This window comes from Micromonospora sp. BS32 (assembly GCF_059089345.1).
This window is the reverse complement of record NZ_JBSSHR010000010.1, coordinates 198,087-223,332: the sequence shown is the minus strand read 5'-3', so window position 1 is coordinate 223,332 and position 25,246 is coordinate 198,087. Positions and strand designations below refer to the sequence as shown.

The window sequence follows — 25,246 nt, the reverse complement described above, 5'->3', positions numbered from 1 at the left end:
CCGTCTCCAGTGCAGGCGCTAAGGAAGCGGGGGAGGCCTGATGTGGGCATGAGGGACGAACGCAGCTTCGACGAGTTCTACCGGAGCACCTCGGCACGGACGCTCCGGTACGGCCACGCGGTGGCGGGCGACCACGGCGAGGCCCAGGATCTCGTGCAGGAGGCGTACGCCCGGGCGTGGCGACAGTGGGGGAAGCTGGCCGAACATCCCGCACCGGAGGCGTGGCTGCGGCTGGTGGTGAGCCGGCTGGCGGCGGACCGGTTCCGGCGGCTGCGCGGCTGGCGGACGGCGGTGAGCCGGCACGGGCCGCCGGAGGACGTCCGGCCGCCGGGGGAGGACACCGTCCTGCTGGTCTCCGCGCTGCGGCAGCTGCCGACCAACCAGCGGCAGGCGCTGGCCCTGCACTACCTGTTCGACATGCCGGTGGAGGAGATCGCCCGGGAGACCGGGGTACCCACCGGAACCGTGAAGTCCTGGCTGTCCCGGGGCCGGTCGCGCCTCGCCGAGCTGCTGCCGGGTGTCTCCGCCAAGGAGCTGGAGGTGAACGATGTCGCGTGAACTGGACCGCTTCTACCGGTCGCTGGCCGACGACACGGACCCGCGCGGTCTGATCCCGCCCGACCAGGTCCGTCGGCACGCGGACCGCCAGGCCCGTACCCGGGTCGCGGTGGGTGCGCTCGCCGCGGCGGTGCTGGTCGCCGGCACGGCCCTGGGCAGTCATTTCGTTCTCACCGCCGGGGCGACCACGCCCGTGGGGCCGCCCGCCGACACCCCGGCGCCGCCCTCGGTGTCGGCGGCGCAGCCGGCGACCGCTCCGTCGCCGGCCGCCTCGACGGGGTCGCCGCGGCCGACCGGGTCGACCTCCCGGACCGCGCCCGGCACCTCGACCTCGACGCCGGGGGCGTCGTCGAGCGCCCGGACGCCCACCTCGATCCCCGACCGTGCCTTCTTCGACCTGGCGGTGGCGAACAGCACCGGCATGACGCCGGCGTTCCGCTCCGGACCGGTGCTGCCGGCGCTCTGCGGTGCGGAGCCGGGCGGGTCCGGGGTCGTCCAGCGGCGTGCCCGGACGCTGGCGTTCAAGCTGGCCGACACCCCGAAGGGGTACGTCCCGGACGGCAGTTACCGGCACAGCATCACCATCTACCGTCCCGGGCGGGCGGTGGACGCGCTGGCCGCGCTCCGGAAGGCGGTACGCGACTGCCCCGAGCAGGAGGTGTCCGGGGCGCCGGGCGTGACGTCCCGGCAGCGGCTGCTGGACAGCGCCGGCTACGGCGACGAGTCGGTGCTGTTCGAGCTGCGCCGGCCCTTCCTCGACGTCAACGGCCAGCCGAACGGCGAGGACGAGGTCCGGCTGGTCCGGGCGGTCCGGATCGGGGACGTGGTGACCGTGCTCTGGGAGCAGGGCTGGGAGGGGACGTCCAGCCCGCGGAGCCAGGTCGACGCGGACAGCCGCCGGGCGGTGGACGCGGTCCGCGACTGGTGGGAGTGACGGGGCCGCAGCCCCGTTTTGCGGCCCCGGCGGTCGGTGCGCTACGGTTAGCGGGCCGACGCGGGGTGGAGCAGCTCGGTAGCTCGCTGGGCTCATAACCCAGAGGTCGCAGGTTCAAATCCTGTCCCCGCTACGAACGAGAACGGCCCCGAGGATCTGATCCTCGGGGCCGTTTTTCTGTGTGCGCGGTGAGCCCGCCGCCCGGTGCCGGGCGCCCGTCCGGTGCCGGCGCCAGCGGGCCGGGGCCGGCCCTGGTGGCGTATGGCAGGGCGTTGACCTGGTCTTTCGGCGAATCGGGTGACCCGGCTGATCTCCGCTGCTGGGATGCGCTAGTCTTATGAAGTCGACGCGGGGTGGAGCAGCTCGGTAGCTCGCTGGGCTCATAACCCAGAGGTCGCAGGTTCAAATCCTGTCCCCGCTACTTCTCGACGAAGGCCCCGGAGTTCGCTCCGGGGCCTTCGTCGTGTCCGGCGTCGGTCCCGCCCCGCCCTCCCATCCGGCGATGGTGTCGCATCCACCGTGCCGGGGTTGCCCCGCTCGGCGAGGATGGGGCCATGTCTTCTTGGAACAGATGGTGGGGCCGGCTGAGCGCGGTCCTCGGTGCGGTCGTGCTCTCGGTGTTCGTACCGGTGGCGGCGTGGGCGTCCACGGGTTCGGGCGAACTGGTGGTGGAGGCCGCCCGGCGGCGCCGCGGTGGTGGGGGCGTCGGCCTGCTCTGCTGCCTCGTGGTGGTGGGTGCCATCGTCCTGGTGGTGGTGCTGCAGCGTAACCGTCGCAACAGGCCGCCACGCTGACCCGCGTCGTGCCGCCCGGCACCGTCGGGCGGCACTGCACGGTCCCGGGTCGCCCCGGTGGCCTCAGCGGGCCAGCGCCGCCTGGGCCTGGGCCATGAACAGCGACGTGGTGGCCCGCGCCCCGGCGCGGCCGGAGCGGATGTTGCGGGCCGACGCGGCGAGCAGGGTACGCACCTGGGCGTGCCCCTTCGGGGGTGGCGCGGGCGCGGGGCCGACCTGGTCGGCGAGCGCCTCGCCGAGGGCGGCGACGCGGCGGAGGATCGGGTCGTCGAGGGTCTGGGTGACGGCCCGTCGTACCGGGAGGCTGGCGGGTAGGCCCCGCTCGGTGCCGAGGGTCCGTCCCGCCTCGGTGTTCGTGGTCAGGAAGTTGATCACGTCGGCCACCACGCCCGGGTGGCGGCTGCCGTGGAAACCGGCCCAGTACATCGCGGCCCGGTCCCACTGCGCCGCGGGCGGGCCGGGGAGGGCCACGAGGGCCAGCTCGTCGTCGGCGTACCGCTGCAGGTCGGGAAGCTGGTGCGACCAGGCGAACGAGGCGGCGGTGTGCCCGGTGACCACCAGCTGGCGGGCCGGGTCGCTGCCGTCGGCGCGGTCGACCAGCGCCGCCGCCGGGGTGGCCCGTTCGGTCCGGGCCCGCTGCCAGGTCTCGAACCAGTCGAGCAGCGCGCCGGAGCCGAAGCCGAGCTGCCGCCCCTGGTAGAACTTGCCGCCCTTGCCGCGCAGCCAGAGCCAGAGGGCCCGCTGGTCGCCGGAGGGGTCCATGGTGCCGGCGACCCGGCCGCCGCTGGCCCGGGTCACCCGGGCGGCCCAGTCGAGGTAGTCGTTCCAGGACATCCCGGTGGTCGGCTCGGGCACGTCGAGCCGGCGCAGCAGGTCCTTGTTGTAGACCACGGCGGCGTGGGTCTGCGCCGCGGCGATGCCGTAGGTGCGGCCGTCCAGCTTGCCGTAGTCGGCCAGCCCCGGCGGCAGGCCGGTCACGTCGAGCCGACGGTCGGCGACGTAGCCGCTGAGGTCGAGCGCGATGCCCCGCTGGGCGTACTCGGCGAGCACGGTGTCGTCGATCTGGAACAGGTCCGGCACGTTGCCGCCGGCCGCCTGGGTGGCCAGCCGGTCGTAGTAGCCGGCCTGCGCCTGCCAGGTGACCCGGAAGCTGACCCGGGGATTGCGCGCGGAGTAGAGCCGCAGGGCCCGCTCGGTGGCCTGCGCCCGTCGGGTGCCGCCCCACCAGAAGACGGAGAGCTCGATCGGCCCCTCCAGCGCCGGCGCCACCTGCTCCTCGCTGCATCCGGTGAGCCCACCAGCGGCGAGCACCGGCGCCCCGAGCAGCGCGCCGAGCAGCCGTCGCCGGCCCGGGTCGGCGGGCCGGGGCAGCGGAATGCGGGCGACGGGCAAAATGGTGCTCCAGGTGACACGGTGGGCGACGGCCGAACCATTCACGCAGGAGTTCCGCCCGGGTGTCAACGCCCGCCGGACCAGGGCGCCCCGGACCGCGGCGCCGTCCGACGGCGGGACGCCCGGTGGTCGCGCCGGGCGTCCCCACGCCGCGTGGTGTACTAGGCCGCGTGGAACTTCTGCACTCGGGCAAGGTCCGGGACGTGTACGCCGACGGGGACGACCTCATCCTCGTCGCCTCGGACCGCATCTCCGTCTACGACGTGGTGCTGCCGACGCCCGTCCCGGACAAGGGCCGGCTGCTCACCGCCCTGTCGCTGTGGTGGTTCGATCAGCTCGCCGACCTGGTGCCCAACCACGTCATCTCGGCCACCGACGTGCCGGCCGGGTTCGCCGGGCGGGCCATCCGGTGCCGCCGGCTCGACATGGTGCCGATCGAGTGCGTCGCCCGGGGCTACCTGACCGGTGGGGGGCTCGCCGAGTACCAGCGCACCGGCGCGGTCTCCGGCGTGCCGCTGCCGCGCGGCCTGGTCGAGGCCGCCATCCTCCCCGAGCCGATCTTCACCCCGTCCAGCAAGGCGCCGGTGGGCGAGCACGACGAGCCGATCACCTACGCCGAGGTGGTGGACAAGGTCGGCGCCGAGACCGCCGAGCGGCTGCGGCAGATCACCCTCGACGTCTACCGGCGCGGCGCCGAACTCGCCGCCGACCGGGGCATCCTGGTCGCCGACACCAAGATCGAGCTGGGCTGGGCGCCGGACGGCAGCCTGGTCCTCGGCGACGAGGTGCTCACCTCCGACTCGTCCCGGTACTGGCCGGCCGAGTCGTACCAGCCGGGTCGCGCCCAGTTCTCCTACGACAAGCAGTACGTCCGGGACTGGGCGACCGGCAGCGGCTGGGACAAGCAGGCCCCGGCGCCCGAGGTGCCGGCCGAGGTGGTCGAGGCGACCCGGGCCCGTTACGTCGAGGTCTACGAGCGGCTCACCGGCAACCGCTGGGAGTGATCACTCCACCCAGTCCAGGGTCCGCTGCACGGCCTTGCGCCACTGCCGCAGCTCCCGCTCCCGGTGTGCGGGGTCCATCCGCGACTCCCACTGCGCGTCGGAGCGCCACTGCTCCCGCAGGGTGTCCAGGTCCGGCCAGAAGCCGACCGCCAGGCCGGCCGCGTACGCCGCGCCGAGGCAGGTGGTCTCGGTGATCCGGGAGCGGACCACCGGCACGTCCAGGACGTCGGCGAGGAACTGCATCAGCAGCTCGTTGGCGGTCATCCCGCCGTCCACCCGCAGTCGGCGCAGCGCCACGTCCGAGTCGGCGTTCATCGCGTCGACCACCTCGCGGGTCTGCCAGGCGGAAGCCTCCAGCACCGCCCGGGCCAGGTGTCCCTTGGTGATGTAGCCGGTCAGCCCGGCGATCACCCCCCGTGCGTCGCTGCGCCAGTGCGGGGCGAAGAGCCCGGAGAACGCCGGTACGACGTAGCAGCCGCCGTTGTCCTCGACCGTGCCGGCCAGCTCCTCCACCTCCGCCGCGCTGGCGATCAGCCCCAGGTTGTCCCGCAGCCACTGCACCAGCGAGCCGGTGACCGCGATCGCCCCCTCCAGCGCGTACACGGCCGGGTGCCCATCGATCCGGTAGGCGACCGTGGTCAGCAGGCCGTGCCGGGAGGTGACCGGGCTTTCGCCGGTGTTGAGCAGCAGGAAGCTGCCGGTGCCGTAGGTGCACTTCGCCTCGCCAGGCCGGAAGCAGGTCTGCCCGAACAGGGCGGCCTGCTGGTCGCCGAGGGCGCTGGCCACCGGCACCCCGGCGAGCACCCCCTCGGCGGTGCCGTAGACCTCCGCCGACGAGCAGATCTCCGGCAGCATCGCCGCCGGCACACCCAGCGCGTCCAGCAGCTCCGGATCCCAGTCGAGGGTCTCCAGGTCCATCAGCATCGTCCGGCTGGCGTTGGTCACGTCGGTGACGTGCCGGCCGGTGAGCTTCCAGATCAGCCAGCTGTCCATCGTGCCGAAGAGCACCTCGCCCCGCTCGGCGCGCTCGCGCAGCCCCTCGACGTGGTCGAGCAGCCAGCGCAGCTTCGGCCCGGCGAAGTAGGTGGCCAGGGTCAGCCCGGTGCGGTGGCGCAGCTTCTCCTCGCCGTACCGCGCGTCCAGCTCGCGCAGCAGCGGCCCGGTGCGGGTGTCCTGCCAGACGATCGCGTGGGCCACCGGCCGGCCGGTGGCCCGGTCCCAGACCACGGTGGTCTCGCGCTGGTTGGTGATGCCGACCGCGGCCAGCGACTGCGGCCCGATGCCGGCGTCGGCCAGCGCGTCCCGGACCACCTGCTCGACGTTGTCCCAGATCTCCTCGGCGTCGTGCTCCACCCAACCGGGCTGGGGGAAGATCTGCCGGTGCTCGCGTTGCGCCACGGAGACGATCTCCCCGGCGCGGTCGAAGACGAGGCACCGGGACGAGGTGGTGCCCTGATCGATGGCGGCGACGTACTCTCCGGTCATTGCGGCACCGTACCCGGCCGGGGCGCGGCCCGAGAACCGCTGCGGGTCCGTACGATCTCAGACCGTGCGTGACATCGCCGTGTTCAGTGGTACCGCCCATCCCGAACTCGCCGCCGAGATCTGCGCCCACCTGGGCGTCCCGCTCCACCCGGTCCGGGTCTCACGGTTCGCCAACGACTGCCTCGAGGTGCAGCTCCAGGCGAACTGCCGGGAACGGGACGTCTTCCTGATCCAGCCGCTCGTGCCGCCGGTGCAGGAGAACCTGGTCGAGCTGCTGCTCATGATCGACGCCGCCCGGGGCGCGTCGGCCGGCCGGATCACCGTGGTGCTGCCGCACTACGCGTACGCCCGGTCGGACAAGAAGGACGCGCCACGGATCTCCATCGGCGGCCGGCTCGTCGCCGACCTGCTCACCTCGGCCGGAGCCCAGCGGGTGCTGGCCATGACGCTGCACTCGCCGCAGGTGCACGGCTTCTTCAGCGTTCCGGTGGATCACCTGCACGCGCTGCGCGAGCTGGCCGCCCACTTCAAGGGTTACGACCTCGCCAACACGGTGGTGGTCTCGCCGGACCTGGGCAACGCCAAGGAGGCCGCCGCGTTCGCCCGGATGCTCGGCACCCCCGTCGCGGCCGGGGCGAAGCAGCGGTTCAGCGACGACCGGGTGAAGATCAGCACGGTCATCGGCGACGTCGCCGGTCGGGATGTGATCGTCCTCGACGACGAGATCGCGAAGGGCAGCACGGTGGTCGAGCTGATGGCCCACCTGCGCGAGCGGGACGTCCGGTCCATCCGGCTGGCCTGCACGCACGGGCTCTTCTCCAGCGACGCGCTGCGGCGGCTCAGCGCCGAGGCGGGGGTGCTGGAGATCGTCTGCACCAACACGGTGCCGATCCCGGCCGAGAAGCGGGTGCCGAAGCTGGAGGTGCTCTCGGTGGCGCCCGCGCTGGCCGAGGCGATGCGCCGGATCCACAACGGCGAGTCGGTCAGCGCGCTCTTCGGCTGACCGGCCGGGTCAACCGAAGACGGCCCGGATCCGGACCGTGGTGCCGGCGGAGCCGGTCTCGACCTCCATCGCGTCGCTGAGTTCGCGGGCCAGCCAGAGCCCCCAGCCGCCGGCGGTGTCCGGGGCCGGTCGCCGGCGGTCGCTCAACCGCTGGCTGCTGATCCCGTGGCCGTGGTCGGAGACCTCGCAGACCAGCTCGCCGCGCTGCCGCCAGAGCCGTAGCCAGCCCTGCCCACCGCCGTGCCGCACCGCGTTGGTGATCAGCTCGTTGACCGCGAGCACGAAGTCGTCCAGCCGCTGGCCACCCAGGCCCGCCGAGTGCGCGCAGGAGCTGACCGAGTGGCGTAGCTCGGTCACCTGTGCCTGATCGAAGGCCTCGGCGATGATGAGGGAAGGTTCGATGGGCACCACCGTACGCCGTGCGGGTCGTTCTGCGTTCGTCATGGGCCTGTCCCGACGGCGGTTCCCGGAGTTGTGCGCGCCATTTCCACCGTACGTCAGGTTCTCGGGGACGCACCGGCCGAGCCGGCCGGCCGGCGGGGCGGCTGTGGCATCGTGGCGGCCATGCCGTCGTCGCCCGGTGGGTTCGAGGTGCCGCTCTGGCGGTCCGTCGCCGTCTTCCGATTCGCCTCGCTGGCGTACGTCTGTCTGCTGGTGGTCCGCGACTTCCCCCGGTACGCCCACCCCTTCGCGGCCGTCGCCGTCCTGCTGGCGATGTTGGCCTGGTCCGCGGTGACCGCGTTCGGTTACGCCCGCCCGGCCCACCGGGGCTGGCCGCTGCTCCTGGCCGACCTCGGTGTCGTGCTGGCGGTCTTCGCCGTCACCCCCTGGGTGGTCGGCCGCGCGGCGCTCACCACCGGCACGCCCACCCTGGCCGTGGTCTGGGAGGGCGGACCGGTGCTGGCCTGGGCGGTCTCCGGCGGCCGGCGCCGGGGCGCGGTGGCCGCACTGCTCCTCGGCGCGGCGGACGTGGTCAGCCGGGGACGGATCAGCACCTCGTCGCTGACCGGGCTGATCCTGCTGCTGCTCGCCGGCGTGATCGTCGGACACGTCGCGCGGCTGGCGGTGACCGCCGAGGAGCGGTTGCAGCGCGCGGTCGAGCTGGAGGCGGCGACCCGGGAGCGGGAGCGGCTCGCGCGGGGCATCCACGACTCGGTGCTCCAGGTGCTGGCGCTGGTGCAGCGGCGCGGCGCCCACCTCGACGGGGAGGCCGGCGAACTGGCCCGGCTGGCCGGCGAGCAGGAGGCGGCGCTGCGCGCGCTGATCGCCGGCGTGGACCCGACGACCGGGCCCGCGGCCACGGCCGGCACGCTGGACCTGCGTACCCTGCTCGGCCGGCACGCGTCGGCGGCCGTGCAGGTCGCCGCGCCGGCCACCGGAGTCCCGCTGCCCGCGGCGACGGCCCGGGAGCTGGCCGCGGCCGTCGCGGCGGCGCTGGACAATGTGGACCGGCACGCGGGCGGGCGGGCCTGGGTGCTGGTCGAGGACGAGGGGGAGACGGTGACCGTGTCGGTCCGCGACGACGGGCCCGGCATCCCCGAGGGTCGGCTGGCGGAGGCCGCCCGGCAGGGCCGGCTGGGCGTATCCCAGTCCATCCGGGGTCGGCTGGCCGAGCTGGGCGGCGCGGCGCGGATCGTCTCCGCCCCCGGCGAGGGCACCGAGATCGAACTGGTCGTGCCCCGGCCCCGTGCCGGTGGGCGGGAGGCCGACGGATGAACGAGGAGGACGCGGTGATCCGGGTGATGGTCGTGGACGACCACCCGATGTGGCGCGAGGGGGTGGCTCGGGACCTCACCGAGGCCGGCTACCACGTGGTCGCCACCAGCGGCGAGGGGCGACAGGCGGTTCGGGTGGCCGCCGCGGCCCGGCCCGACGTGGTGGTGCTCGACCTCCAGCTGCCGGACGTCTCCGGGGTGGAGGTGATCCACGGCCTGCGCGCCGTGCTGCCCGAGGTGCGGGTACTGATGTTGTCGGCCAGCGGCGAGCAGCAGAGCGTCCTGGACGCGGTGAAGGCCGGCGCCACCGGCTACCTGCTGAAGTCGGCCGCCCCGGCGGAGTTCCTGGACGCGGTCCGGCGCACCGCCGCCGGGGAACCGGTCTTCACCCCCGGCCTGGCCGGGCTGCTGCTCGGCGAGTACCGGCGGCTGGCCGCCGCCGGACCGGACGCCGCCCGGAACGAGGCGGCACCCCGGCTCACCGATCGGGAGACCGAGGTGCTTCGCCTGGTGGCGAAGGGGCTGTCCTACAAGCAGATCGCCGAGCGGCTCGGGCTGTCCCACCGCACCGTGCAGAACCACGTGCAGAACACTCTGGGCAAGCTCCAGCTGCACAACCGGGTCGAGCTGACCCGCTACGCGATCGAGCGTGGGCTGGACGGCTGAGCGGCCGGGCGGGTCAGTGCGACTCCGGCGGCCGGGTCTCGTGGATCGCCAGCTCCTCGGCGGTCGCGCCGCCCCCGGCCGCGCCCGCGTCGTACGCGATGTTGTCGGTCTCCTGGTCGGTGTGCGCGCCCTCGTCCGGCTCGACGAGGCGGCCCACCTGGCTGTCGGCGACCGTGCCGAGCTGGCCGTGATCGTAGATCGAGACCGGGGAATGCGGGTCCGAGGTGGGGCCCGGGTCCATCACGTCGGCGTCGAGCTGCGCCTGCGCGGCGGCCTGCTCGGTCTCCGCCTCGGCGGCGATCTCCGGGTCGACCGGGCCGGCCAGCGGATCGTCGGCGGCCCGCTCGTACTGCTCACGGTCGAGCTTGTAGTCCAGCGACTCGCCGTCGAGCTGCTCGTCGGCCGTGGTGCCGAAGTGGTCCACGGCCACCGGCGTACGGTCGCCGGGCAGCTGGGCCGGGTCCGGGCCGTCCGCCTCGCGACCGGTCAGCACGTCGTCCTTGGCGGTCGAGTCGTCGTCGGCGGTGTCGGGCAGGCCGAGGGACTCGGGGTCGGACAGGGGGGTCGGGTACTCGTCGTCGCGCATGGCTGATCACTACCCACTGCCATGGCCCGGGTAACCGGCGACCGGGTGCGCGATCGGGACGAAACGGGATGAGTCAGCCCTGGCAGGCAGCCTCGTCCTCGGCGTGCAGCACACACCACACCACCTTGCCGCCGGGCACCGGCGTGCTGCCCCAGCGGCGGGCCACCGTGTCGATCAGCAGCAGGCCACGGCCGCCGGCCGAGTGGAGCGGGGCCAGCCCGGCGTACGCCGGCTGGCGCGGCGAGTGGTCGCGGACCGCGATGTGCAGGGAGCTGTCCCGGGGGGCGAGCCGCACCGTCATCGGGGTCAGCGCGTGCGCCACCACGTTGTTGACCATCTCGGTCACCGCGATGCACCCCGGCTCGGCCAGCTCCGGCATCCCCCAGCGGGCGCAGCCGTCGATCACCATCTCCCGGGCCTGCCGGGCCGCGCCGACCGTCGGCGTGAGGTCCGCGGTGAGCACCGCCGCCATCGGCGTACGGGCCAGCGCGGCGGTCGCCTGGTCGGGGGTGGCCCAGATCGACAGCTCGTCCGCCACCGGCCCGGTCACCGTGCCGGCCGGGTCGATCACCAGCAGGTCGGCCGCGGGCCAGCCGGCGACCGCGTGCCGCACCTCGGCCAGGAGCCGGCCGGCCGTGGGGCCGACCGAGCGCAACCGGGCCAGGTCGACCACGATCGGGCCGGGCCGTTCGCAGAGCCGGGCGAGCAGCGCGTCGCGCACCCGGTCGACGGCGGTGGGTTCGATGACCCCGCTCAGCCGGACGACAGCGGAGGATTCGTCCGCCTCCACCAGGCATCGGGCGTCCGTCGGCATGATCGTCCCATTGTGCATGGCGGACCGGGAGCGCGCATCCGGCCGCTCTGCGCGGCTCATCGACGGTCCGTCCGTGATCGTCGGTTGATCGCGGCCACCGTGCCCACCGCGGTGCCAGCGGCGGCCAGCCCGAAGGCGGCGGTCATCCGGACCAGTTGCCGGCGTCGGCCCTGCCAGCCGCCGTCCCGCTCCGCGTCGGCGTCCGCGTGGAAGACGTTCCCGCTGCTCCCGGCCGCACCGGTCGGCCCGAACTGGGTCCGGTGGGCGTACCAGCCGAGCGCCCGCTCCGCCAGCGCCGGCGCGAGCCGCCACTGGAGGCCGAGCAGCCGGGCCGCCCCACCGGCGTACGCCTCCCGGCGCGGCCGGCGCAGCAGCCGGACGATCGTCTCGGCCACCACCTCCGGCGGGTAGACCGGCGGCGGCGGGACCAGTTCCCGGCCGCTGTGGTTGCCGGCGTGCCGGAAGAACGGGGTGTCGATGGTGGCGGGCAGCACCGTGCAGATGGAGATGTTGCCCCGGCCGGTCACCCGCAGCTCCTGGCGGACCGTGTCGGCCAGGCCGCGGATGCCGTGCTTGGTCGCGTTGTACGCCGACTGGTACGGCATGGCCACCTCGGCCAGCACGGACGCGTTGTTCACCAGCACCCCGCCGCCGGCCGCGGCCAACCACGGCAGTGCGGCCCGGGTGCCGTAGGCCGTGCCGAGCAGGTTCACCTCGACCACCCGGCGGAACTCGGCCACCGGGATCTCGTCGAAAAGCCCCACGGCGCTCACCGCGGCGTTGTTGACCCAGGCGTCGACGTGCTCGAACTCGGCCGCCGCGCGGGCGGCCAACCGGTCCACGGCCGCCGGGTCGGTGACGTCGGTGGGTACGGCCAACGCCCGGCCGCCCAGGTCCTGGCAGTGCCGGGCGACGTCGGCCAGGGCGTCGGCACTGCGGGCGGCGAGCACGACGGTGGCGCCCCGACGGGCGAGGGCGTACGCCGTAGCGGTGCCGATCCCGCTGGAGGCCCCGGTGATCACCACGGTGGCGTCGGCAAGAGTGCGGGTCAGCGGCATTCCTGAGCGGTACCCCCGGGCGGGGCGGGTCATGCGGGCGGGGGCCGGCCAATCGACGGGGAGGGCCCGGTGGGGCCGTGTCGTCCGGCACAATTCGCCGGTCGCCGGGCCGGGTGTGCCGGCAGCTCCGGCGACTGCTCCCGAAGTGCCAGGTTTCGGCTCGCCGGGGCGCGGTTAATGGGACGCTCTGACCGGAGGACCCATCCCTCGAAGATCGCATGGAGGTGCACCATGCGCGTCGGCCTCGTCTGCGCGCACGCCGGCCCGTCGAGGGACACCGACGGCCGGGCCGTCGGCACCCACGAGCACATCGCCCGGGTCGCCGCCGAACTCGCCGGACGTGGCCACGACGTGCGGGTCTACGAACGCCGCGAGGACCCCAGCCTGCCGGAGACCGTCGACGTCGACGGCTACCGGGTGGAACGGGTGCCCGTCGGCCCGGCCCGGCCCACCGCGACCGCCGAGCTGGTCCCGTACGTGTCGGAGTTCGGCCGCTGGCTGGCCGACCGCTGGGCCGGGGACTGGATGCCCGAGGTGGTCCACGGGCACTACTGGATCGGCGGGCTCGCCGCCGCGCACGCGGTCCGCGAGACCGACATCCCGGTCGTGCAGACCTTCCACTCGCTCGGCGTCGAGCAGCTGCGCCACCTCGGCGGCCAGTACGACGGCCCGGGGGAGCGGATCCCGCTCGAGCGGGCGCTGACCCGGGCGGTCGACATCGCCGTCGCCCAGTGCAACGACGAGGTCGACGAGCTGACCCGGATGGGCCTGCAACGCACCTCGGTGGCGATGGTGCCGGCCGGCGTGGACACCGAGCAGTTCCACCCCGACGGCGAGGCGGCCCCGCGCGACCAGCGGGCCCGGATCCTCTCCGTGGGCGGTCTCTCGCCCGGCCACGGGCAGGAGGACCTGATCCGGGCGATGCGGCTGGTGGGCGACGCCGAGCTGGTGATCGCCGGCGGCCCGCCGCCCGAGCAGCTCGCCACCCACGCGGAGGCCCGGCGGCTGCGCGAGCTGGCCGAGCGCACCGGCGTCGCCGACCAGGTCAAGCTGGTCGGCGCGGTGCCGCACGACCAGATGGCCACCTGGTACCGCTCGGCGGACGTGGTGGCCTGCACCCCGCACTACTCCTCGGCCGGTCGGGTCTCGCTGGAGGCGATGGCCTGCGGCGTGCCGGTGGTCGGTTACGCGATGGGCGGCATCGCCGACGCGGTGGTCGACGAGGTGACCGGTCGGCTGGTGCCGCCGGGGGACGTCCGCACGCTGGGCGTGACGCTGCGCCGGCTGCTCGCCGACAACGCCGGGCGGTTCGCGTACGGGCACGCCGCGGTGGACCGGGTCCGGTGCAGCTACACCTGGGAGCGGACGGCCGGCGCCCTGGAGCGCCTCTACGAGCGGGTGGTACGCCGGCGCAAGCCGGTCGAGGCGGCCTGAGGGCTCACCTGCGCGACCCGGCGGCGGCCAGCGCCCGCTCCCGGGCCCGCGCCCGGGCGTGGTGGTGCTGTGGCTCGGCGTACCGGGTCAGGCCGATCACCGCCGCGAGGGTGATCAGGAAGCCGGTCGCGGCGAGCCACTCCCGGCCCGGCCAGATCTTGTCGTTGAGCAGCAGCAGGCCGACGATCGCGGCGGGCACCGCCCCGGCCGCGTCCATCGCCGCGACCGCCGCGGTGGTGGAGCCGCGCTGCATCGCCAGGCCGAGCAGGAGCTGCCCGACCAGCGAGTGCGCGATCAGCAGGTAGAGCAGCGGGTCGCGGACGAACGCCTCGGTCGACGCCGCGGAGGCCAGCGGCCGGGCCGCGACCGCGGCGGCGGAGAAGGCCAGCCCGGCCAGCGAGCCGAGCGCCACCGAACCGGGCGCACCGTGCAGGCGTACCGCGAAGAAGCCGAGCACCGCGATGCCCACCAGCGCCACCCCGAGCGCGACCAGCCCGGCGGTGCCGAGGGCCTTGGAGGGCGCCGGCTGGGCGGAGAGCACCAGCGCGGTGATCCCCCCGAAGAGCAGCACCAGCAGGCCCACCTCGGCAGCCGGCAGCCGCCACTTGAGCACCACCACCCCGAGTACGGCGGTCACCCCCAGCCCGGCGGCCACGCTGGCCTGGACCAGGAACAACGGCAGGTCCCGGCGGGCCAGGAAGGCCAGCACGAAGCCGGTGACCTGGCAGAGCAGCCCGATCAGGTAGGTGCGTTGGCTGGCCAGCCGCAGCAGCAGCCCCGGATCGAAGGTGTGGTGCAGGGTCGTCCGCGCCGCGGCGACCGACTGCAGCATGTTGGCGAAGCCGTACGCGACGATCATCGCCGCGAGGAAGCACCAACCGGAGGACACCACCTGGCGAGGATAGAGGGTGCCGGGCGGTCAGCGCGCGGTTGGCCGAGCCAGCCGGGCCAGGATGCCGGCGTGCAGCGGGCCGTTGGTGGCGATCGCGCTGATCTCGCCGGAGGCCGTCCCACCAGGGGCGGGAGTGCCGTCCAGGGAGGTGAAGGTGCCCCCGGCGCCGGTCACGATCGGCACCAGCGCGGCGATGTCCCAGAGCGACAACTCGGGCTCCACCATCACGTCCAGTGCCCCCTCGGCGAGCAGCATGTAGCCGTAGAAGTCGCCGTACGCCCGGCTGCGCCAGCTGTCCCGCATGATCTGGAGCACCGCGTCCAGCCGGCCGGCCTCCTCCCACCCGGTGAGCGAGGAGTAGCAGAAGCTCGCGTCGGCCAGGTCCTTCACCGCGGACACCCGGATCGGCTCGCCGGACGCGGCGTCCGGCCCGGCGTACGCCCCCTCGCCGCTCGCGCCCCACCAGCGCCGGCCGAGGGCCGGGGCGGAGACCAGCCCGACCACCGGGCGGTCGGCCTCCAGCAGGGCGATCAGGGTCGCCCAGACCGGGACGCCGCGGACGAAGTTCTTGGTCCCGTCGATCGGGTCCACCACCCAGCGCCGGCCCCCGGCAGTGGCCGGCGGCTGCTCCCCGTACTCCTCGCCGAGCAGGCCGTCGTCCGGCCGCGCCTCGGCGAGCAGGGCGCGGATCTCCCGCTCGACGGCGGTGTCCGCGTCAGAGACGGGGGTCAGGTCCGGCTTGGCCTCCACCCGCAGGTCGAGGGCGCGGAACCGGGCCGTCGAGATGGCGTCGGCGGCGTCGGCGAGCCGGTGGGCGAGGGCGATGTCGTCGGCGTACCCGGTCATGGGAGGAAACGGTAGCGAGGGTGCCGTCACGACCCGGCGAGCGGGTCGCCCGGATTGCGCTCGACCTCCGCCCGGCCGTCACCCTCGCCGGCCCGCGAGGACAGCAACCGGCGGTACGACGCCAGCCGGCGCGGGTCGGCCTTGCCGGCGGCCACCCACGCGTCCAGCGCGCAGTCCGCCTCGTCGGCGGTGTGCGGGCAGTTCGGCGGGCAGTCGACGGTGCCCTCGACCAAATCGGCGAAGCCGTGCAGCAGGCTGTCGGCCGACACGTGCGCCAACCCGAAGCTGCGGATCCCCGGCGTGTCGATGATCCAACCGGGGTCGCCGTCGGCGGCCGGCGTCGCCGGCAGTCGCAGCGCCACCGCGCTGGTCGAGGTGTGCCGGCCCCGGCCGATCGCGCTGACCACGCCGACCGCCCGCGCGGCCTCCGGCACCAGGCGGTTGACCAGCGTCGACTTGCCCACCCCGGAGTGCCCCACCATGACCGACACCCGGCCGGCGAGCAGCGCGCGCAGCGCGTCGAGGTCGGAGTCCGGGCGGACCAGCACGTACGGCAGCTCCAGCTCGGCGTAGTAGCCGAGCACCTGTTCGGGGCCCGCCAGGTCGGCCTTGGTGAGGCAGAGCAGCGGCTCGATGCCCGCGTCGTACGCGGCCACCAGGCAGCGGTCGATGAAGCCGGTCCGCGGCGGTGGGTCGGCCAGCGCGCTGACGATCACCAGCTGGTCGGCGTTGGCCACCACGACCCGTTCCAGCCGCCCCTCGGCGGTGGTCTCATCGTCGTCGGCGGTCCGCCGCAGCACCGAGCTGCGCTCGGCGATCCGGACGATCCGGGCCAGCGCCCCCTCCGCGCCGGAGGTGTCACCCACCAGCCCCACCCGGTCGCCGACCACCACCGACTTGCGCCCCAGCTCGCGGGCCCGCATGGCGGTGATCGTCGGGTCGTCGGGCCGGGAGTCCGGCGTGACGCAGGTGTAGCGGCCCCGGTCGACGGCGATCACGAAACCGTCCACCGCGTCGGCGTGCCGGGGGCGGGTACGGGTGCGTGGGCGCGAGGACTTCCCGGGCCGGACCCGTACGTCGTCCTCGTCGTACTCCCGCCGTCTGGTCGCCAGGACCGCCCCCTCGTTCGCGTCAGCTCTTGCCGGTCACCATTGCCGACCATAGCGCCGGGAACTCCGGCATGGTCTTCGAGGTGCACGCCACGTCGTCCACCTCGATACCCGGGACGGCCAGGCCGGCCACCGCGGCGGCGTGCGCGAGCCGGTGGTCGGCGTACGTCCGGAAGGTCCCGCCGCGCAGCGGGCGGGGCCGGATCTCCAGGCCGTCGGCGGACTCGGTGAGGTCGGCGCCGAGCCCGGCGAACTCCCGGGCGAGGGCGGCGATCCGGTCGGTCTCGTGGCCGCGGATGTGCCCGATCCCGGTGAACCGGGACGGTGAATCGGCGAGCATGGCCAGCGCGGTCAGCGCCGGCGTCAGCTCGCTGACGTCGGAGAGGTCGGCGGCCAGGCCGTGCACCACGCCGGTGCCCCGGACGGTCAGCCCGGCGGTGGTCAGGGTGACCTCCCCGCCCATCCGCTGCAGCAGCGCGCGCAGCTGCTCGACCGGTTGGGCGCTGCTGCGCGGCCAGCCCTGGAGGGTCACCTCGCCGCCGGTGACCAGCGCGGCGGCGAAGAACGGGACCGCGCCGGAGAGGTCCGGCTCGATCTCCCAGCCCCGGCCGGCCAGCGGGCCGGGCTCGACCGTCCAGACGTCCGGGACGCTGTCGTCGACCGCCGCGCCGGCGGCGCGCAGCATCTGCGCGGTCATCCGCAGGTGCGGGGCGGACGGCACCGGCGGCCCCTCGTGCCGGACCACCACGCCCCGGTCGAAGCGCGCCCCGGCCAGCAGCAGCCCGGAGACGAGCTGGCTGGAGGCGGAGGCGTCGATCACCACCTCGCCGCCGGTCACCCGGCCGGCGCCCTGCACCACCAGCGGCAGGCTGCCCGTTGGCGGGGCCTCGATCCGGACGCCGAGGGCGCGCAGCGCGCCGATCAGCGGGCCGAGCGGGCGGACCCGGGCCTGCGGGTCGCCGTCGAAGGTGACCCGCCCCGCGGCGAGGCCGGCGGCCGGCGGCACGAAGCGCATCACCGTGCCGGCCAGGCCGACGTCGACGTGCGCCGGGCCGACCAGCTCGTGCGGGCGGACCAGCCAGCGCTCGTCGTCGGAGACGGAGACGTGCGCGCCCATCGCGCGCAGCCCGCCGGCCATCAACTCGGTGTCCCGGGCGCGCAGCGGCCCGTGCAGGGTCGAGGGGCCGCTGGCCAGGGCGCTCAGCACCAGGGCCCGAGCTGTCATCGACTTGGAGCCGGGCAGGCGCAGCGTCGCCGACACCGGGTCGCTGGCGGTCGGTGCGGTCCACGGCTGCGGCGGCCGGGTCGCGGTCAGATTCCCCACGGTCACATTCTGCCAACTCCACCGGTCCCCGGCGCCGCCCGTCGGCCGTACTCCCGGTTGGCGGGACAGCCGGGAAGCCCGCGGGGGGCTAGCGTGTGCGCCATGTGCGGGAGGTACGCGACGACCCGGAGCGCCGGCGACCTGAGTGCGCTGTTCGAGTCGTACGACGACACCGACGGCCGACTCGGGCCCGACCACAACGTCGCGCCCACCGATCCGGTGCCGCTGGTCCGGGTCGCCGCGGAAGGTGGGCGCGCGCTCTCGATGGGGCGCTGGGGTCTGGTGCCGCACTGGTCCCGGTCGACGGCCGGCGCCGCTCGCATGATCAACGCGCGGGCCGAGACGGTGGCCACCAGCCGGGCGTACGCCGACCCGTTCGCCCGCCGCCGCTGCCTCGTCCCGGCCGACGGCTGGTACGAGTGGGTGCGCCGGTCCGGCGGCGGCAAGCAGGCGTACTACATGACCCCGCGGGACGGCGCGGTGCTGGCGTTCGCCGGCATCTGGTCGCGTGCGGAGTCGCTGCTCACCTTCAGCGTGCTGACCACCGCGGCGGTGGGGGAGCTGGCCGAGGTGCACGACCGGATGCCGCTGCTGCTGCCCCGGGAACGCTGGGGCGACTGGCTCTCCCCGGCCGACGACCCGTCGGCCCTGCTCGCCCCGCCACCGGCGGAGTGGCTGGCCGGGCTGGAGGTGCGGCCGGTCGGGCCGGCGGTGGGCGACGTCCGCAACGACGGCCCCGGCCTGATCGCCCGGGTGCCGGTGGCCGGCGAGCGCGTCGAGGAGGAAATGACGCTCTTCTGAGCACCATTCGCGACATTGTCGCGCACGAATTGCCAGAGTTCCGGGTGAAACGTCGCCCGGACCTTTGGTCATCTTTCTGGCACCCTCTTGTCCCCGCCTCCACGAGTGCGATAGAACACAGCGCCGGCACTGGGAGCGTCCTCACGCGGTGTGAGCGATGCCCGTCGATCTTGCCGGTCCCACGGGGGAGGTGGGTGTGATGACCCGGGCGCGTATGCCCCGTCCGCACGAGGTGGCCGCCGCACGACGAGATCCGCGACTGTTGCGGGCGTTGCGCGAACGTCGACACGACGAGGCCTGGCGGACCAGAGGAACCTGCCAGAGTGTTGATCCGGAGACCTTCTTTCCGGCACCCAACGAACCGGCCGACGCGGCCGTCGCGCTCTGCCGGAGCTGCGACGTCCAGGGCTCGTGCCTGGCCTGGGCGCTGGAGGTGGGTGACTGCCACGGCGTCTGGGGCGGCACCACGCCGCGCGAGCGGCGGGCCATGCTCGTCGCCTGGCGCAGCGAGGTGCAACCCGACCCGGACGCGGCCGACGACGCCGGCCCGCCGGTCCGGGACCAGCTGCTCACCCTGGTACCGCTGAGCTGATCCGTCCGAGCTGACCGTCCGCCTCCGGCGTCCTACGGAGGCGGGCGGGCGGTGCTTCGCGCTGTCTGCGGGCGGTCCGGGTGCCGGTGGTGCGCTCGACGTGACGACGGCGCCGGGGCGCAGAATGGCACCGTGGCGCACGGCGACGAGATCGAGACTCCGCGCGGCCCGGCCCGGGTCGCCACCGACCTGCCGCCCGGCCCGCCGGCGTCCCTGCTCGTGCTCGGGCACGGGGCGGGCGGCGACGTCGACGCCCCGGACCTGGTCGCGGTCCGGGACGCGGCGCGCGGCGCCGGCGTGGTGGTGGCCCGGATAACCCAGCCGTACCGGGTGGCCGGGCGCCGGGCGCCGGCTCCGGCGGGGCACCTCGACGAGGCGTGGACGGCGGTGCTGGCCGTGCTCCGGACCCGTCACTCCGAGCTGCCGTTGTTGGTCGGGGGGCGGTCCAGCGGCGCGCGGGTGGCCTGCCGTACCGCGGGCGCGGTGGGAGCCGTGGGCGTGGTCGCGCTGGCCTTCCCGCTGCACCCGCCGGGCCGGCCGGAACGCTCCCGGGCGGACGAACTGCGGACCGGGCTGCCCACGCTGGTGGTCAACGGCGACCGGGATCCCTTCGGGGTGCCGGTCGGCGACGGCGTGCGGGTGGTGGTCCGGCCGGGCGAGAAGCACGACCTGCGCCGGGACCCGGCCGGGGTGGCCGACGCCGTGCTGGCCTGGCTCCGGGAACGGGGCTGGGCCGCACGCTGACCGTGTCCGCCCGATCGTCCGTCCAGGATCCGTGATCATGCCCGCGGGCCGGCATGATCGTGGCCCCGGCGGCGTGGCCCGGGGCGGCGCGCGGGGCGGGGGCGTGACGGGCCGTACGGCCCGTTTCCGGCGTTGGTGGCCCCTCGTTGCATCGGTTGGTGTCGGCCGCCCGGTTCGGGCGGGCGGAACCGTCCTCCCAGGCCCTTCCTGGTCCCAGCTCCGGTATCCGACCGGGGCCGGGACCAGGGACGGGGCGACCGACGGAATGTCCGGCCCACGGCCGGGCGTTACTACCCGCGGACGACAAAACTGGCGAGGGGAGTGACCGGTGCCGACCGAGACACGGAGCCGGGAGCGGGACGAACGGGAAGCGCGGCAGCTCAGGCAGCTGCTGGACGCCCCCGACTGGCCCGCGACCATGGACGGCCCGGCCGTGGTGAGCACCAGCACACCCGGCGAAAGTGAATCTGCGGACCGGTTGGTCCGCGTATCCTCGGCGGGAAAGCATCCGACGCGAGGGGATCTGCGGTTGACCACCGAGAAGACGGACGAGCGCAGGGCCCGCTTCGAGCGGGACGCGATGCCCTTCGTCGATCAGCTCTACGCTGCCGGACTGCGGATGACGCGTAACCCGGCGGATGCCGAGGACCTGGTCCAGGAGACGTACCTGAAGGCGTACGCCGCCTTCCACCAGTTCGAGCAGGGCACGAACCTGAAGGCCTGGCTCTACCGGATCCTGACCAACACGTACATCAACTCCTACCGGAAGCGGCAGCGCCAGCCCATCCAGGCGCCCACCGAGGAGATCACCGACTGGCAGCTCGCCGAGGCCGAGTCGCACACCTCCAGCGGCCTGCGCTCGGCGGAGACCGAGGCGCTGGACCGACTGCCGGACAGCGACGTCAAGGAGGCCCTCCAGCAGTTGCCGGAGGAGTTCCGCCTGGCGGTCTACCTGACCGACGTCGAGGGCTTCTCGTACAAGGAGGTCGCGGACATCATGGGCACGCCGATCGGCACCGTGATGTCCCGACTGCACCGGGGCCGACGTAACCTGCGCAAGCTTCTCGAGGGGTACGCCGCAGAACGTGGTTTCAGTTCCGCCCAGTCCTCGAAGGGCTCGACCGCCGCTGCCGGCCGGGAGGTGTGACATGAGCTGTGGAGAGCCGCACGAGACGGACTGCCGCGAGGTTCTCGCGGAGATGTACCTCTTCCTGGATCTGGAGTGCGCCGAGGAGCGGCGTAGTCTGATCCGCCACCACCTGGACGAGTGCGGGCCCTGCCTGCGCGAGTACGGCATCGAGCAGGAGGTGAAGGCGCTCGTCGCCCGCTGCTGCGGCAACGAGACCGCCCCCGACCAGCTGCGCGAGCGGCTGCGGGTACGCCTCACCGAGCTGGTGGTCTTCGAGGAGCGCGAACTCGCCGACTGAGGCACGCTTCCGGCCAGGCGTCAAGGGAACTTGCCACAACCGGCGGACATCGATGCTTTTGACCGTCCGCTTCCTACGCTCCTCACATCCGAGATTCATTGTGAGGAGGCTAGGTGAGCAAGATTCTCAGTCGGCGGGTCGCTGCCCGGGTGTCGGCGGTCGTCGCCGCGACGCTCCTGGCGTTCGGCTCGTTGGTCGCGACGACCACCGCGCCGGCCTCGGCCGACGCGTCGGGTTGCGATTCCTGGTCCGGATTCGCGTACAAGGGTTGGCCGATCCCCGGTGGGTTCCTCTGTCACCGGATCTTCGGCTCCGGTCACGACATCGACTACCAGGACGCGCGGTTCTCCGCGCACAGCAGCTTCTGCAACTGGCGGATCGACTTCCGTTACTTCACCAGCACCGGCGCCCTCTGGTACAACTCCACGGGCACCACGCACAACTCGTGCACGCTCAGCGGCAGCCGCGAACGCGGCGCGGGCTGGGCGCCTTACGGGCTGGCCTGCGCGTACCTCTACTCCAACGGGGGGTACGTCACGCGCCAGTGCCACAACATCTCCGCCTGACGCGGTGACGACGGAGGCCCGGGTCGGGGACACCGACCCGGGCCTCCGTACCGCGTGCTCAGGAGTTGGGGCGCTTGCCGTGGTTCGCGCCGCTCTTCTTACGGGCCTTCTTCTTCCGGGCCTTCTTCGCCATGCTGACCTCCTCGTGATGGTCGGATCCCTGCGACCCTCGGCGCCGGTGCACGCACCGGTCCTCCCGGCGCCCGGGTCCGACCCGCTGATGCTAGTGCGGCCGGCTCCCGCCATCGTCCGCCGGGGCCGCTGTCACGAACGGGCGTTCCGCCGATATGGCGATGTCTCGTGGCCGCGCAGGGCGGTGTGGACCGCTCCCCGCCCGCGGGTCGCCGTCGCATGATTGGATACGTCGGCAGACAACCGCGAGAGGGAGGGCCGGGACATGGCCGAGGAAGTTCGTGCCGAGATGGTGGCCAACGTCTGGAAGGTCGTCGCGACTGCCGGGGACACCGTCTCCGAGGGGGACACCCTGGTGATCCTCGAGTCGATGAAGATGGAGATCCCGGTCGTCGCCGAGTCCGACGGGGTGCTCACCCAGCTCGCGGTCAACGAGGGAGACGTGGTCCAGGACGGCGACCTGATCGCGGTGATCGGTTGACCGGCCTGCTGGTCCGCCCGGCGACCCCGACGGACCACGCCGCGGTGGCCCGGTTGACGGTCGCCGCGTACGAGGCGGACGGCCAGCTCAAGGGCGAGCACGGGTACGCGGTGACGCTCGCCGACGTCGCCACCCGGGCGGAGCACGGCGAGATCCTGGTGGCCGTCGACGAGGTGACCGACGACGTGCTCGGCTCGGTGACCCTGGTGCGGCCCGGATCCCGGTACGCCGAGCTCTCCGGCCCGGGCGAGGCCGAGTTCCGGATGCTGGCCGTCGACCCGGCCGCCCAGGGCCGGGGCGCCGGGGAGGCGCTGGCCCGGGCCTGTGTCGATCGGGCCGCAGCACAGGGTTGCACGGCGGTGATGATCTGCGTCCGGGACGGCATGGCCGCCCCGGCGCGCCGGCTCTACGAGCGGCTCGGCTTCGTGCGCGCGCCCGAGAAGGACTGGTCACCGGCGCCCGGGGTGGAGCTGCTGGGACTGCGGCTGGAACTGCCGGCGCGATACTGAGGCGACCGTCCCGGGCGCGTCGATCCGGCTCGTCGGGCCTTGCCCGTCAGTGCTGGTCGTCGTCCGGGGTCTGCTCGCCGATCCGGGCGAGCAGCTCGTCGGCGACCTCCAGGGCGATCTTCTTCCGCTCGTCGTCGGTGATGTGCGGGGCGCGGACCGCGAACCAGCTGCTGTGCACGGCGAAGAGCGTCAGCGCGGCGCGCAGCTGGGCGGCGGGGGAGTCGTCGCCCCGGCAGAGCTGGTCGGCCAGCCCGAGCATTCGTTCGCGCATCTGCACGCCGGCCGAGAGGCTCTTGAGCACCGTCTGGTTCTGCTCGAAGAAGCGCATCACCGAGGGCAGCTCGCTGGCGAACATGGCGTCGGCGTACCGGTTGATCAGCGTCCGCCGGGTGGCCAGGGTGGCCGGCTGGGACCGGGCCCAGGCGATCAGCTCGTCCATCCGGCGCAGCCGGTCCTCGACGAAGCTGTTGACGATCTCGTCCTTGCTCTTGAAGTGGTAGTAGAGGGCGGCCTTGGTCACGTTCAGCCGCTCGGCGATCTCCCGTAGCGAGGTCTTCTCGTACCCCTGCTCGGTGAAGAGCTCCAGCGCGACGGCCTGGATGCGTTCCCGCGTGCCGCCTGTGCTCTCCCTCACGCCCACCACCCAACTCGCTTGACGGTTTTCTGCTGTCCAACTTACCGTGCGGCTAGTAAGGTGACTAGCCGGGCGGCAAGTAAGTGCGACACATCTCCGGGGGAGCTTACCCATGACTCAGGAAACACAGGCGGCGGCGAGACCCAACGTGCGGGTCGTCCTCTTCGGCCTGATGATCGCGATGATGCTCGCGATGCTCGACAACATGATCGTCAGCACCGCGTTGCCGCGGATCGTCGGCGAGTTCGGCGGCGTCGACCACTTCACCTGGGTCGTCACCGCCTACGTGCTGGGCACCACGGTCTCCACCCCGATCTGGGGCAAGCTCGGCGACCTCTACGGCCGCAAGGCAGTCTTCCTGACCTCCGTGGTGATCTTCCTGATCGGGTCGGCGCTCTGCGGCATGGCCGGCTCGGCGATGCTCGGCGGCCCCGGTGACGGCATGGTCGAGCTGATCGCCTTCCGCGCGGTCCAGGGTCTCGGCGCCGGCGGCCTGATGGTGGGCGTGATGGCGATCATCGGTGACCTGGTGCCGCCCCGAGAGCGGGGCCGCTACCAGGGCATGATCGCAGGCATCATGGCCATCGCCATGGTGGCCGGTCCGCTGGTCGGCGGCTTCATCACCGACAACCTCTCCTGGCGCTGGGCGTTCTACGTCAACCTGCCGCTCGGCGGTGTCGCGCTGCTGGTCCTGGCCACCACCATGCACCTGCCGAAGTACCGCACCGAGCACAAGATCGACTGGCTGGGCGCCGCGCTCCTCTCGGTCGGCATCACCGCGATCGTGCTGGTCACCACCTGGGGTGGCAACGAGTACGACTGGGGCTCCCCGCAGATCCTCGGCCTGGCGGTGCTGGCCGTGGTCGCCCTGGTCGCGTTCGGGTTCGTCGAGCGCCGGGTCCCCGAGCCGATCCTGCCGCTCGGGCTCTTCGCCAACCGCAACTTCGCCCTGATCTCGGTGATCGGCTTCCTGCTCGGCTTCGCGATGTTCGGCGCGATGAACTTCCTGCCGCTCTATCAGCAGACCGTGCAGGGCGCCTCGGCCACCAACAGCGGCCTGCTGCTGCTCCCGCTGATGTTCGGCATGCTGGTGGTCTCGCTGGTCGTCGGCCGGGCGATCACCAGCAGCGGCCGGTACCGGATCTTCCCGATCGTCGGCGGCGTGGTGATGACCGCCGGCATGTTCCTGCTCAGCCGGCTGGACGTGGACACCAGCAAGGCCGAGTCCTCGCTCTACATGGTCGTGCTCGGCGCGGGCATGGGCTTCCTGATGCAGACCTCGATGCTGATCGCGCAGAACAGCGTCGAGCAGAAGGATCTCGGCGCGGCGAGCGGCGGAGCCACCTTCTTCCGCTCCATCGGCGGCTCGTTCGGCATCTCGCTCTTCGGCGCGATCTTCGCCAACCGGCTCGCCGACTCGGCCGCCGGCGACGCGTTCAGCGGCGGCGGCAAGGGCCAGGGGATGGACCTGTCGATGCTCAAGGAGTTGCCGGTGCAGGCCCGCGAGGTCGTCCTCGGCGGCCTTTCCGACGCCATTTCGCACGTCTTCCTGTGGGCGGTGCTCTTCACCGTCGCGGTGCCGGTGCTCTCCTGGTTCATCAAGGAGGTCCCGCTGCGGTCCAGCAACGACGCCCCGCCGGCGGACGCCACGCCGGAGGAGCAGGCCGAGACCGCGCTCGGCAAGGCCCCGGTGGCCTGACCCTTCGTCCGTCGCGGCCGCGTCGTCCCTCCCCGGGTACGGCGCGG

General features: G+C 73.7%; 28 protein-coding genes, 2 tRNA genes and 1 pseudogene. 19 read left to right on the top strand and 12 right to left on the bottom strand.

The genetic code is table 11. The features are described 5' to 3' along the window. Positions 1-48: 48 nt before the first annotated feature. From AC5RWQ_RS17580 to AC5RWQ_RS17560, 5 genes are all read left to right on the top strand, one after another. The gene (locus AC5RWQ_RS17580; RefSeq protein WP_494283777.1) at positions 49-558 is read left to right on the top strand and encodes a SigE family RNA polymerase sigma factor; all 510 of its coding nucleotides are present in this window, start codon (positions 49-51) and stop codon (positions 556-558) included. Further along, on the top strand, positions 548-1,492 hold the full coding sequence (locus AC5RWQ_RS17575; protein WP_494283776.1) for a hypothetical protein: 945 nt from the start codon (positions 548-550) through the stop codon (positions 1,490-1,492). The genes AC5RWQ_RS17580 and AC5RWQ_RS17575 overlap by 11 nt, the downstream gene beginning before the upstream one ends. Positions 1,493-1,551: 59 nt before the next feature. Beyond that, positions 1,552-1,625 (top strand) — tRNA-Met (locus tag AC5RWQ_RS17570). 214 nt (positions 1,626-1,839) lie between these two features. After that, positions 1,840-1,913, top strand: a tRNA-Met gene (locus AC5RWQ_RS17565). 133 nt (positions 1,914-2,046) lie between these two features. Continuing rightward, positions 2,047-2,286, top strand: coding sequence for a hypothetical protein (locus AC5RWQ_RS17560; RefSeq protein WP_494283775.1), 240 nt, complete (start codon positions 2,047-2,049; stop codon positions 2,284-2,286). 63 nt (positions 2,287-2,349) lie between these two features. Here the strand turns inward: AC5RWQ_RS17560 and AC5RWQ_RS17555 are convergent, their stop codons facing one another. Continuing rightward, the gene (locus AC5RWQ_RS17555; protein WP_494283774.1) at positions 2,350-3,723 is read right to left on the bottom strand and encodes an ABC transporter substrate-binding protein; all 1,374 of its coding nucleotides are present in this window, start codon (positions 3,721-3,723) and stop codon (positions 2,350-2,352) included. A 125-nt stretch (positions 3,724-3,848) separates the two neighbouring features. Here AC5RWQ_RS17555 and AC5RWQ_RS17550 point away from each other — a divergent pair, with 125 nt between their 5' ends. Next, complete coding sequence (locus tag AC5RWQ_RS17550; protein ID WP_494283773.1) at positions 3,849-4,682, top strand: phosphoribosylaminoimidazolesuccinocarboxamide synthase; 834 nt, start codon at positions 3,849-3,851, stop codon at positions 4,680-4,682. Here the strand turns inward: AC5RWQ_RS17550 and glpK are convergent, their stop codons facing one another. Further along, positions 4,683-6,167 carry a glycerol kinase GlpK gene (glpK, locus tag AC5RWQ_RS17545; RefSeq protein ID WP_494283772.1) on the bottom strand — a complete coding sequence of 495 codons (1,485 nt, stop codon included), beginning with the start codon at positions 6,165-6,167 and terminating at the stop codon, positions 4,683-4,685. 64 nt (positions 6,168-6,231) lie between these two features. On the opposite strand from glpK, the gene AC5RWQ_RS17540 reads away from it, so the two are divergent. Beyond that, positions 6,232-7,170, top strand: a complete 939-nt coding sequence (locus tag AC5RWQ_RS17540) for a ribose-phosphate diphosphokinase (protein WP_494283771.1) — start codon at positions 6,232-6,234, stop codon at positions 7,168-7,170. A 9-nt stretch (positions 7,171-7,179) separates the two neighbouring features. On the opposite strand, the gene AC5RWQ_RS17535 is transcribed toward AC5RWQ_RS17540, so the two are convergent. Then, positions 7,180-7,614, bottom strand: a complete 435-nt coding sequence (locus AC5RWQ_RS17535) for an ATP-binding protein (protein ID WP_494283770.1) — start codon at positions 7,612-7,614, stop codon at positions 7,180-7,182. 120 nt (positions 7,615-7,734) lie between these two features. Between AC5RWQ_RS17535 and macS the strand changes: the two genes are divergently transcribed. Further along, positions 7,735-8,886, top strand: a complete 1,152-nt coding sequence (gene macS, locus AC5RWQ_RS17530; protein ID WP_494283769.1) for a MacS family sensor histidine kinase — start codon at positions 7,735-7,737, stop codon at positions 8,884-8,886. Beyond that, positions 8,883-9,551, top strand: coding sequence for a response regulator (locus AC5RWQ_RS17525; protein ID WP_494283768.1), 669 nt, complete (start codon positions 8,883-8,885; stop codon positions 9,549-9,551). The genes macS and AC5RWQ_RS17525 overlap by 4 nt, the downstream gene beginning before the upstream one ends. A gap of 13 nt (positions 9,552-9,564) precedes the next feature. Here the strand turns inward: AC5RWQ_RS17525 and AC5RWQ_RS17520 are convergent, their stop codons facing one another. The 3 genes from AC5RWQ_RS17520 to AC5RWQ_RS17510 all read right to left on the bottom strand — a co-directional run bounded on the left by AC5RWQ_RS17520 (position 9,565) and on the right by AC5RWQ_RS17510 (position 12,009). Beyond that, a complete protein-coding gene (locus tag AC5RWQ_RS17520; RefSeq protein WP_494283767.1) occupies positions 9,565-10,137 on the bottom strand; it encodes a DUF5709 domain-containing protein in 573 nt (190 codons plus the stop codon). Between the two features lie 73 nt (positions 10,138-10,210). Beyond that, on the bottom strand, positions 10,211-10,951 hold the full coding sequence (locus AC5RWQ_RS17515; protein ID WP_494283766.1) for an ATP-binding protein: 741 nt from the start codon (positions 10,949-10,951) through the stop codon (positions 10,211-10,213). Between the two features lie 56 nt (positions 10,952-11,007). After that, complete coding sequence (locus tag AC5RWQ_RS17510; protein WP_494283765.1) at positions 11,008-12,009, bottom strand: SDR family oxidoreductase; 1,002 nt, start codon at positions 12,007-12,009, stop codon at positions 11,008-11,010. Positions 12,010-12,240: 231 nt separating this feature from the next. Between AC5RWQ_RS17510 and AC5RWQ_RS17505 the strand changes: the two genes are divergently transcribed. After that, positions 12,241-13,443: a glycosyltransferase gene (locus AC5RWQ_RS17505; protein ID WP_494283764.1), complete on the top strand. Its 1,203-nt coding sequence runs from the start codon at positions 12,241-12,243 to the stop codon at positions 13,441-13,443. On the opposite strand, the pseudogene AC5RWQ_RS17500 reads toward AC5RWQ_RS17505, so the two are convergent. From AC5RWQ_RS17500 to aroA, 4 genes and pseudogenes are all read right to left on the bottom strand, one after another. Continuing rightward, positions 13,398-14,302, bottom strand: a pseudogene (locus AC5RWQ_RS17500) (hypothetical protein). The gene AC5RWQ_RS17505 and the pseudogene AC5RWQ_RS17500 overlap by 46 nt on opposite strands. Before the next feature lie 60 nt (positions 14,303-14,362). Continuing rightward, positions 14,363-15,181: a histidinol-phosphatase gene (hisN, locus tag AC5RWQ_RS17495; RefSeq protein WP_494283763.1), complete on the bottom strand. Its 819-nt coding sequence runs from the start codon at positions 15,179-15,181 to the stop codon at positions 14,363-14,365. A 26-nt stretch (positions 15,182-15,207) separates the two neighbouring features. Continuing rightward, complete coding sequence (gene rsgA, locus AC5RWQ_RS17490) at positions 15,208-16,191, bottom strand: ribosome small subunit-dependent GTPase A (RefSeq protein ID WP_494283762.1); 984 nt, start codon at positions 16,189-16,191, stop codon at positions 15,208-15,210. A 121-nt stretch (positions 16,192-16,312) separates the two neighbouring features. Further along, a complete protein-coding gene (aroA, locus tag AC5RWQ_RS17485; RefSeq protein WP_494283761.1) occupies positions 16,313-17,614 on the bottom strand; it encodes a 3-phosphoshikimate 1-carboxyvinyltransferase in 1,302 nt (433 codons plus the stop codon). A gap of 102 nt (positions 17,615-17,716) precedes the next feature. On the opposite strand from aroA, the gene AC5RWQ_RS17480 reads away from it, so the two are divergent. The 6 genes from AC5RWQ_RS17480 (at position 17,717) to AC5RWQ_RS17455 (ending at position 21,744) form a co-directional block, all read left to right on the top strand. Further along, the gene (locus AC5RWQ_RS17480; RefSeq protein ID WP_494283760.1) at positions 17,717-18,415 is read left to right on the top strand and encodes an SOS response-associated peptidase; all 699 of its coding nucleotides are present in this window, start codon (positions 17,717-17,719) and stop codon (positions 18,413-18,415) included. Positions 18,416-18,614: 199 nt separating this feature from the next. Beyond that, on the top strand, positions 18,615-19,007 hold the full coding sequence (locus tag AC5RWQ_RS17475) for a WhiB family transcriptional regulator (protein WP_494283759.1): 393 nt from the start codon (positions 18,615-18,617) through the stop codon (positions 19,005-19,007). 132 nt (positions 19,008-19,139) lie between these two features. Continuing rightward, a complete protein-coding gene (locus AC5RWQ_RS17470) occupies positions 19,140-19,751 on the top strand; it encodes an alpha/beta hydrolase family protein (RefSeq protein WP_494283758.1) in 612 nt (203 codons plus the stop codon). A gap of 328 nt (positions 19,752-20,079) precedes the next feature. Beyond that, positions 20,080-20,898 (top strand): sigma-70 family RNA polymerase sigma factor, encoded by an 819-nt coding sequence (locus tag AC5RWQ_RS17465; protein ID WP_494283757.1) that lies wholly within the window; start codon positions 20,080-20,082, stop codon positions 20,896-20,898. A gap of 1 nt (position 20,899) precedes the next feature. After that, complete coding sequence (gene rsrA / locus AC5RWQ_RS17460) at positions 20,900-21,178, top strand: mycothiol system anti-sigma-R factor (protein ID WP_334490128.1); 279 nt, start codon at positions 20,900-20,902, stop codon at positions 21,176-21,178. Positions 21,179-21,291: 113 nt separating this feature from the next. Further along, positions 21,292-21,744: a hypothetical protein gene (locus tag AC5RWQ_RS17455; protein WP_494283756.1), complete on the top strand. Its 453-nt coding sequence runs from the start codon at positions 21,292-21,294 to the stop codon at positions 21,742-21,744. 58 nt (positions 21,745-21,802) lie between these two features. Here the strand turns inward: AC5RWQ_RS17455 and AC5RWQ_RS17450 are convergent, their stop codons facing one another. Then, on the bottom strand, positions 21,803-21,877 hold the full coding sequence (locus tag AC5RWQ_RS17450) for a 50S ribosomal protein bL37 (RefSeq protein WP_369700219.1): 75 nt from the start codon (positions 21,875-21,877) through the stop codon (positions 21,803-21,805). Between the two features lie 264 nt (positions 21,878-22,141). On the opposite strand from AC5RWQ_RS17450, the gene AC5RWQ_RS17445 reads away from it, so the two are divergent. Together AC5RWQ_RS17445 and AC5RWQ_RS17440 are read left to right on the top strand one after the other, a co-directional pair. Continuing rightward, positions 22,142-22,357 (top strand): biotin/lipoyl-binding carrier protein, encoded by a 216-nt coding sequence (locus AC5RWQ_RS17445; RefSeq protein WP_494283755.1) that lies wholly within the window; start codon positions 22,142-22,144, stop codon positions 22,355-22,357. Next, entirely contained in the window at positions 22,354-22,866 is a 513-nt protein-coding gene (locus AC5RWQ_RS17440; protein ID WP_494283754.1) for a GNAT family N-acetyltransferase, read from the top strand. The genes AC5RWQ_RS17445 and AC5RWQ_RS17440 overlap by 4 nt, the downstream gene beginning before the upstream one ends. 46 nt (positions 22,867-22,912) lie before the next feature. On the opposite strand, the gene AC5RWQ_RS17435 is transcribed toward AC5RWQ_RS17440, so the two are convergent. Further along, a complete protein-coding gene (locus AC5RWQ_RS17435) occupies positions 22,913-23,506 on the bottom strand; it encodes a TetR/AcrR family transcriptional regulator (RefSeq protein WP_334490107.1) in 594 nt (197 codons plus the stop codon). A 106-nt stretch (positions 23,507-23,612) separates the two neighbouring features. Between AC5RWQ_RS17435 and AC5RWQ_RS17430 the strand changes: the two genes are divergently transcribed. Continuing rightward, complete coding sequence (locus tag AC5RWQ_RS17430) at positions 23,613-25,199, top strand: MDR family MFS transporter (RefSeq protein ID WP_494283753.1); 1,587 nt, start codon at positions 23,613-23,615, stop codon at positions 25,197-25,199. The last annotated feature ends 47 nt before the right edge of the window (positions 25,200-25,246 follow it).

What these genes read in the sequence shown, in the direction of transcription:
- AC5RWQ_RS17580 (WP_494283777.1), top strand. Translation starts at nt 49, where the DNA reads ATGAGGGACGAACGCAGCTTCGACGAGTTCTACCGGAGCACCTCGGCA.
- AC5RWQ_RS17575 (WP_494283776.1), top strand. Translation starts at nt 548, where the DNA reads ATGTCGCGTGAACTGGACCGCTTCTACCGGTCGCTGGCCGACGACACG.
- AC5RWQ_RS17560 (WP_494283775.1), top strand. Translation starts at nt 2,047, where the DNA reads ATGTCTTCTTGGAACAGATGGTGGGGCCGGCTGAGCGCGGTCCTCGGT.
- glpK (WP_494283772.1), bottom strand. Translation starts at nt 6,167, where the DNA reads ATGACCGGAGAGTACGTCGCCGCCATCGATCAGGGCACCACCTCGTCC.
- AC5RWQ_RS17535 (WP_494283770.1), bottom strand. Translation starts at nt 7,614, where the DNA reads ATGACGAACGCAGAACGACCCGCACGGCGTACGGTGGTGCCCATCGAA.
- macS (WP_494283769.1), top strand. Translation starts at nt 7,735, where the DNA reads ATGCCGTCGTCGCCCGGTGGGTTCGAGGTGCCGCTCTGGCGGTCCGTC.
- AC5RWQ_RS17525 (WP_494283768.1), top strand. Translation starts at nt 8,883, where the DNA reads ATGAACGAGGAGGACGCGGTGATCCGGGTGATGGTCGTGGACGACCAC.
- AC5RWQ_RS17520 (WP_494283767.1), bottom strand. Translation starts at nt 10,137, where the DNA reads ATGCGCGACGACGAGTACCCGACCCCCCTGTCCGACCCCGAGTCCCTC.
- AC5RWQ_RS17515 (WP_494283766.1), bottom strand. Translation starts at nt 10,951, where the DNA reads ATGCCGACGGACGCCCGATGCCTGGTGGAGGCGGACGAATCCTCCGCT.
- AC5RWQ_RS17510 (WP_494283765.1), bottom strand. Translation starts at nt 12,009, where the DNA reads ATGCCGCTGACCCGCACTCTTGCCGACGCCACCGTGGTGATCACCGGG.
- AC5RWQ_RS17505 (WP_494283764.1), top strand. Translation starts at nt 12,241, where the DNA reads ATGCGCGTCGGCCTCGTCTGCGCGCACGCCGGCCCGTCGAGGGACACC.
- hisN (WP_494283763.1), bottom strand. Translation starts at nt 15,181, where the DNA reads ATGACCGGGTACGCCGACGACATCGCCCTCGCCCACCGGCTCGCCGAC.
- AC5RWQ_RS17480 (WP_494283760.1), top strand. Translation starts at nt 17,717, where the DNA reads ATGTGCGGGAGGTACGCGACGACCCGGAGCGCCGGCGACCTGAGTGCG.
- AC5RWQ_RS17475 (WP_494283759.1), top strand. Translation starts at nt 18,615, where the DNA reads ATGACCCGGGCGCGTATGCCCCGTCCGCACGAGGTGGCCGCCGCACGA.
- rsrA (WP_334490128.1), top strand. Translation starts at nt 20,900, where the DNA reads ATGAGCTGTGGAGAGCCGCACGAGACGGACTGCCGCGAGGTTCTCGCG.
- AC5RWQ_RS17445 (WP_494283755.1), top strand. Translation starts at nt 22,142, where the DNA reads ATGGCCGAGGAAGTTCGTGCCGAGATGGTGGCCAACGTCTGGAAGGTC.
- AC5RWQ_RS17430 (WP_494283753.1), top strand. Translation starts at nt 23,613, where the DNA reads ATGACTCAGGAAACACAGGCGGCGGCGAGACCCAACGTGCGGGTCGTC.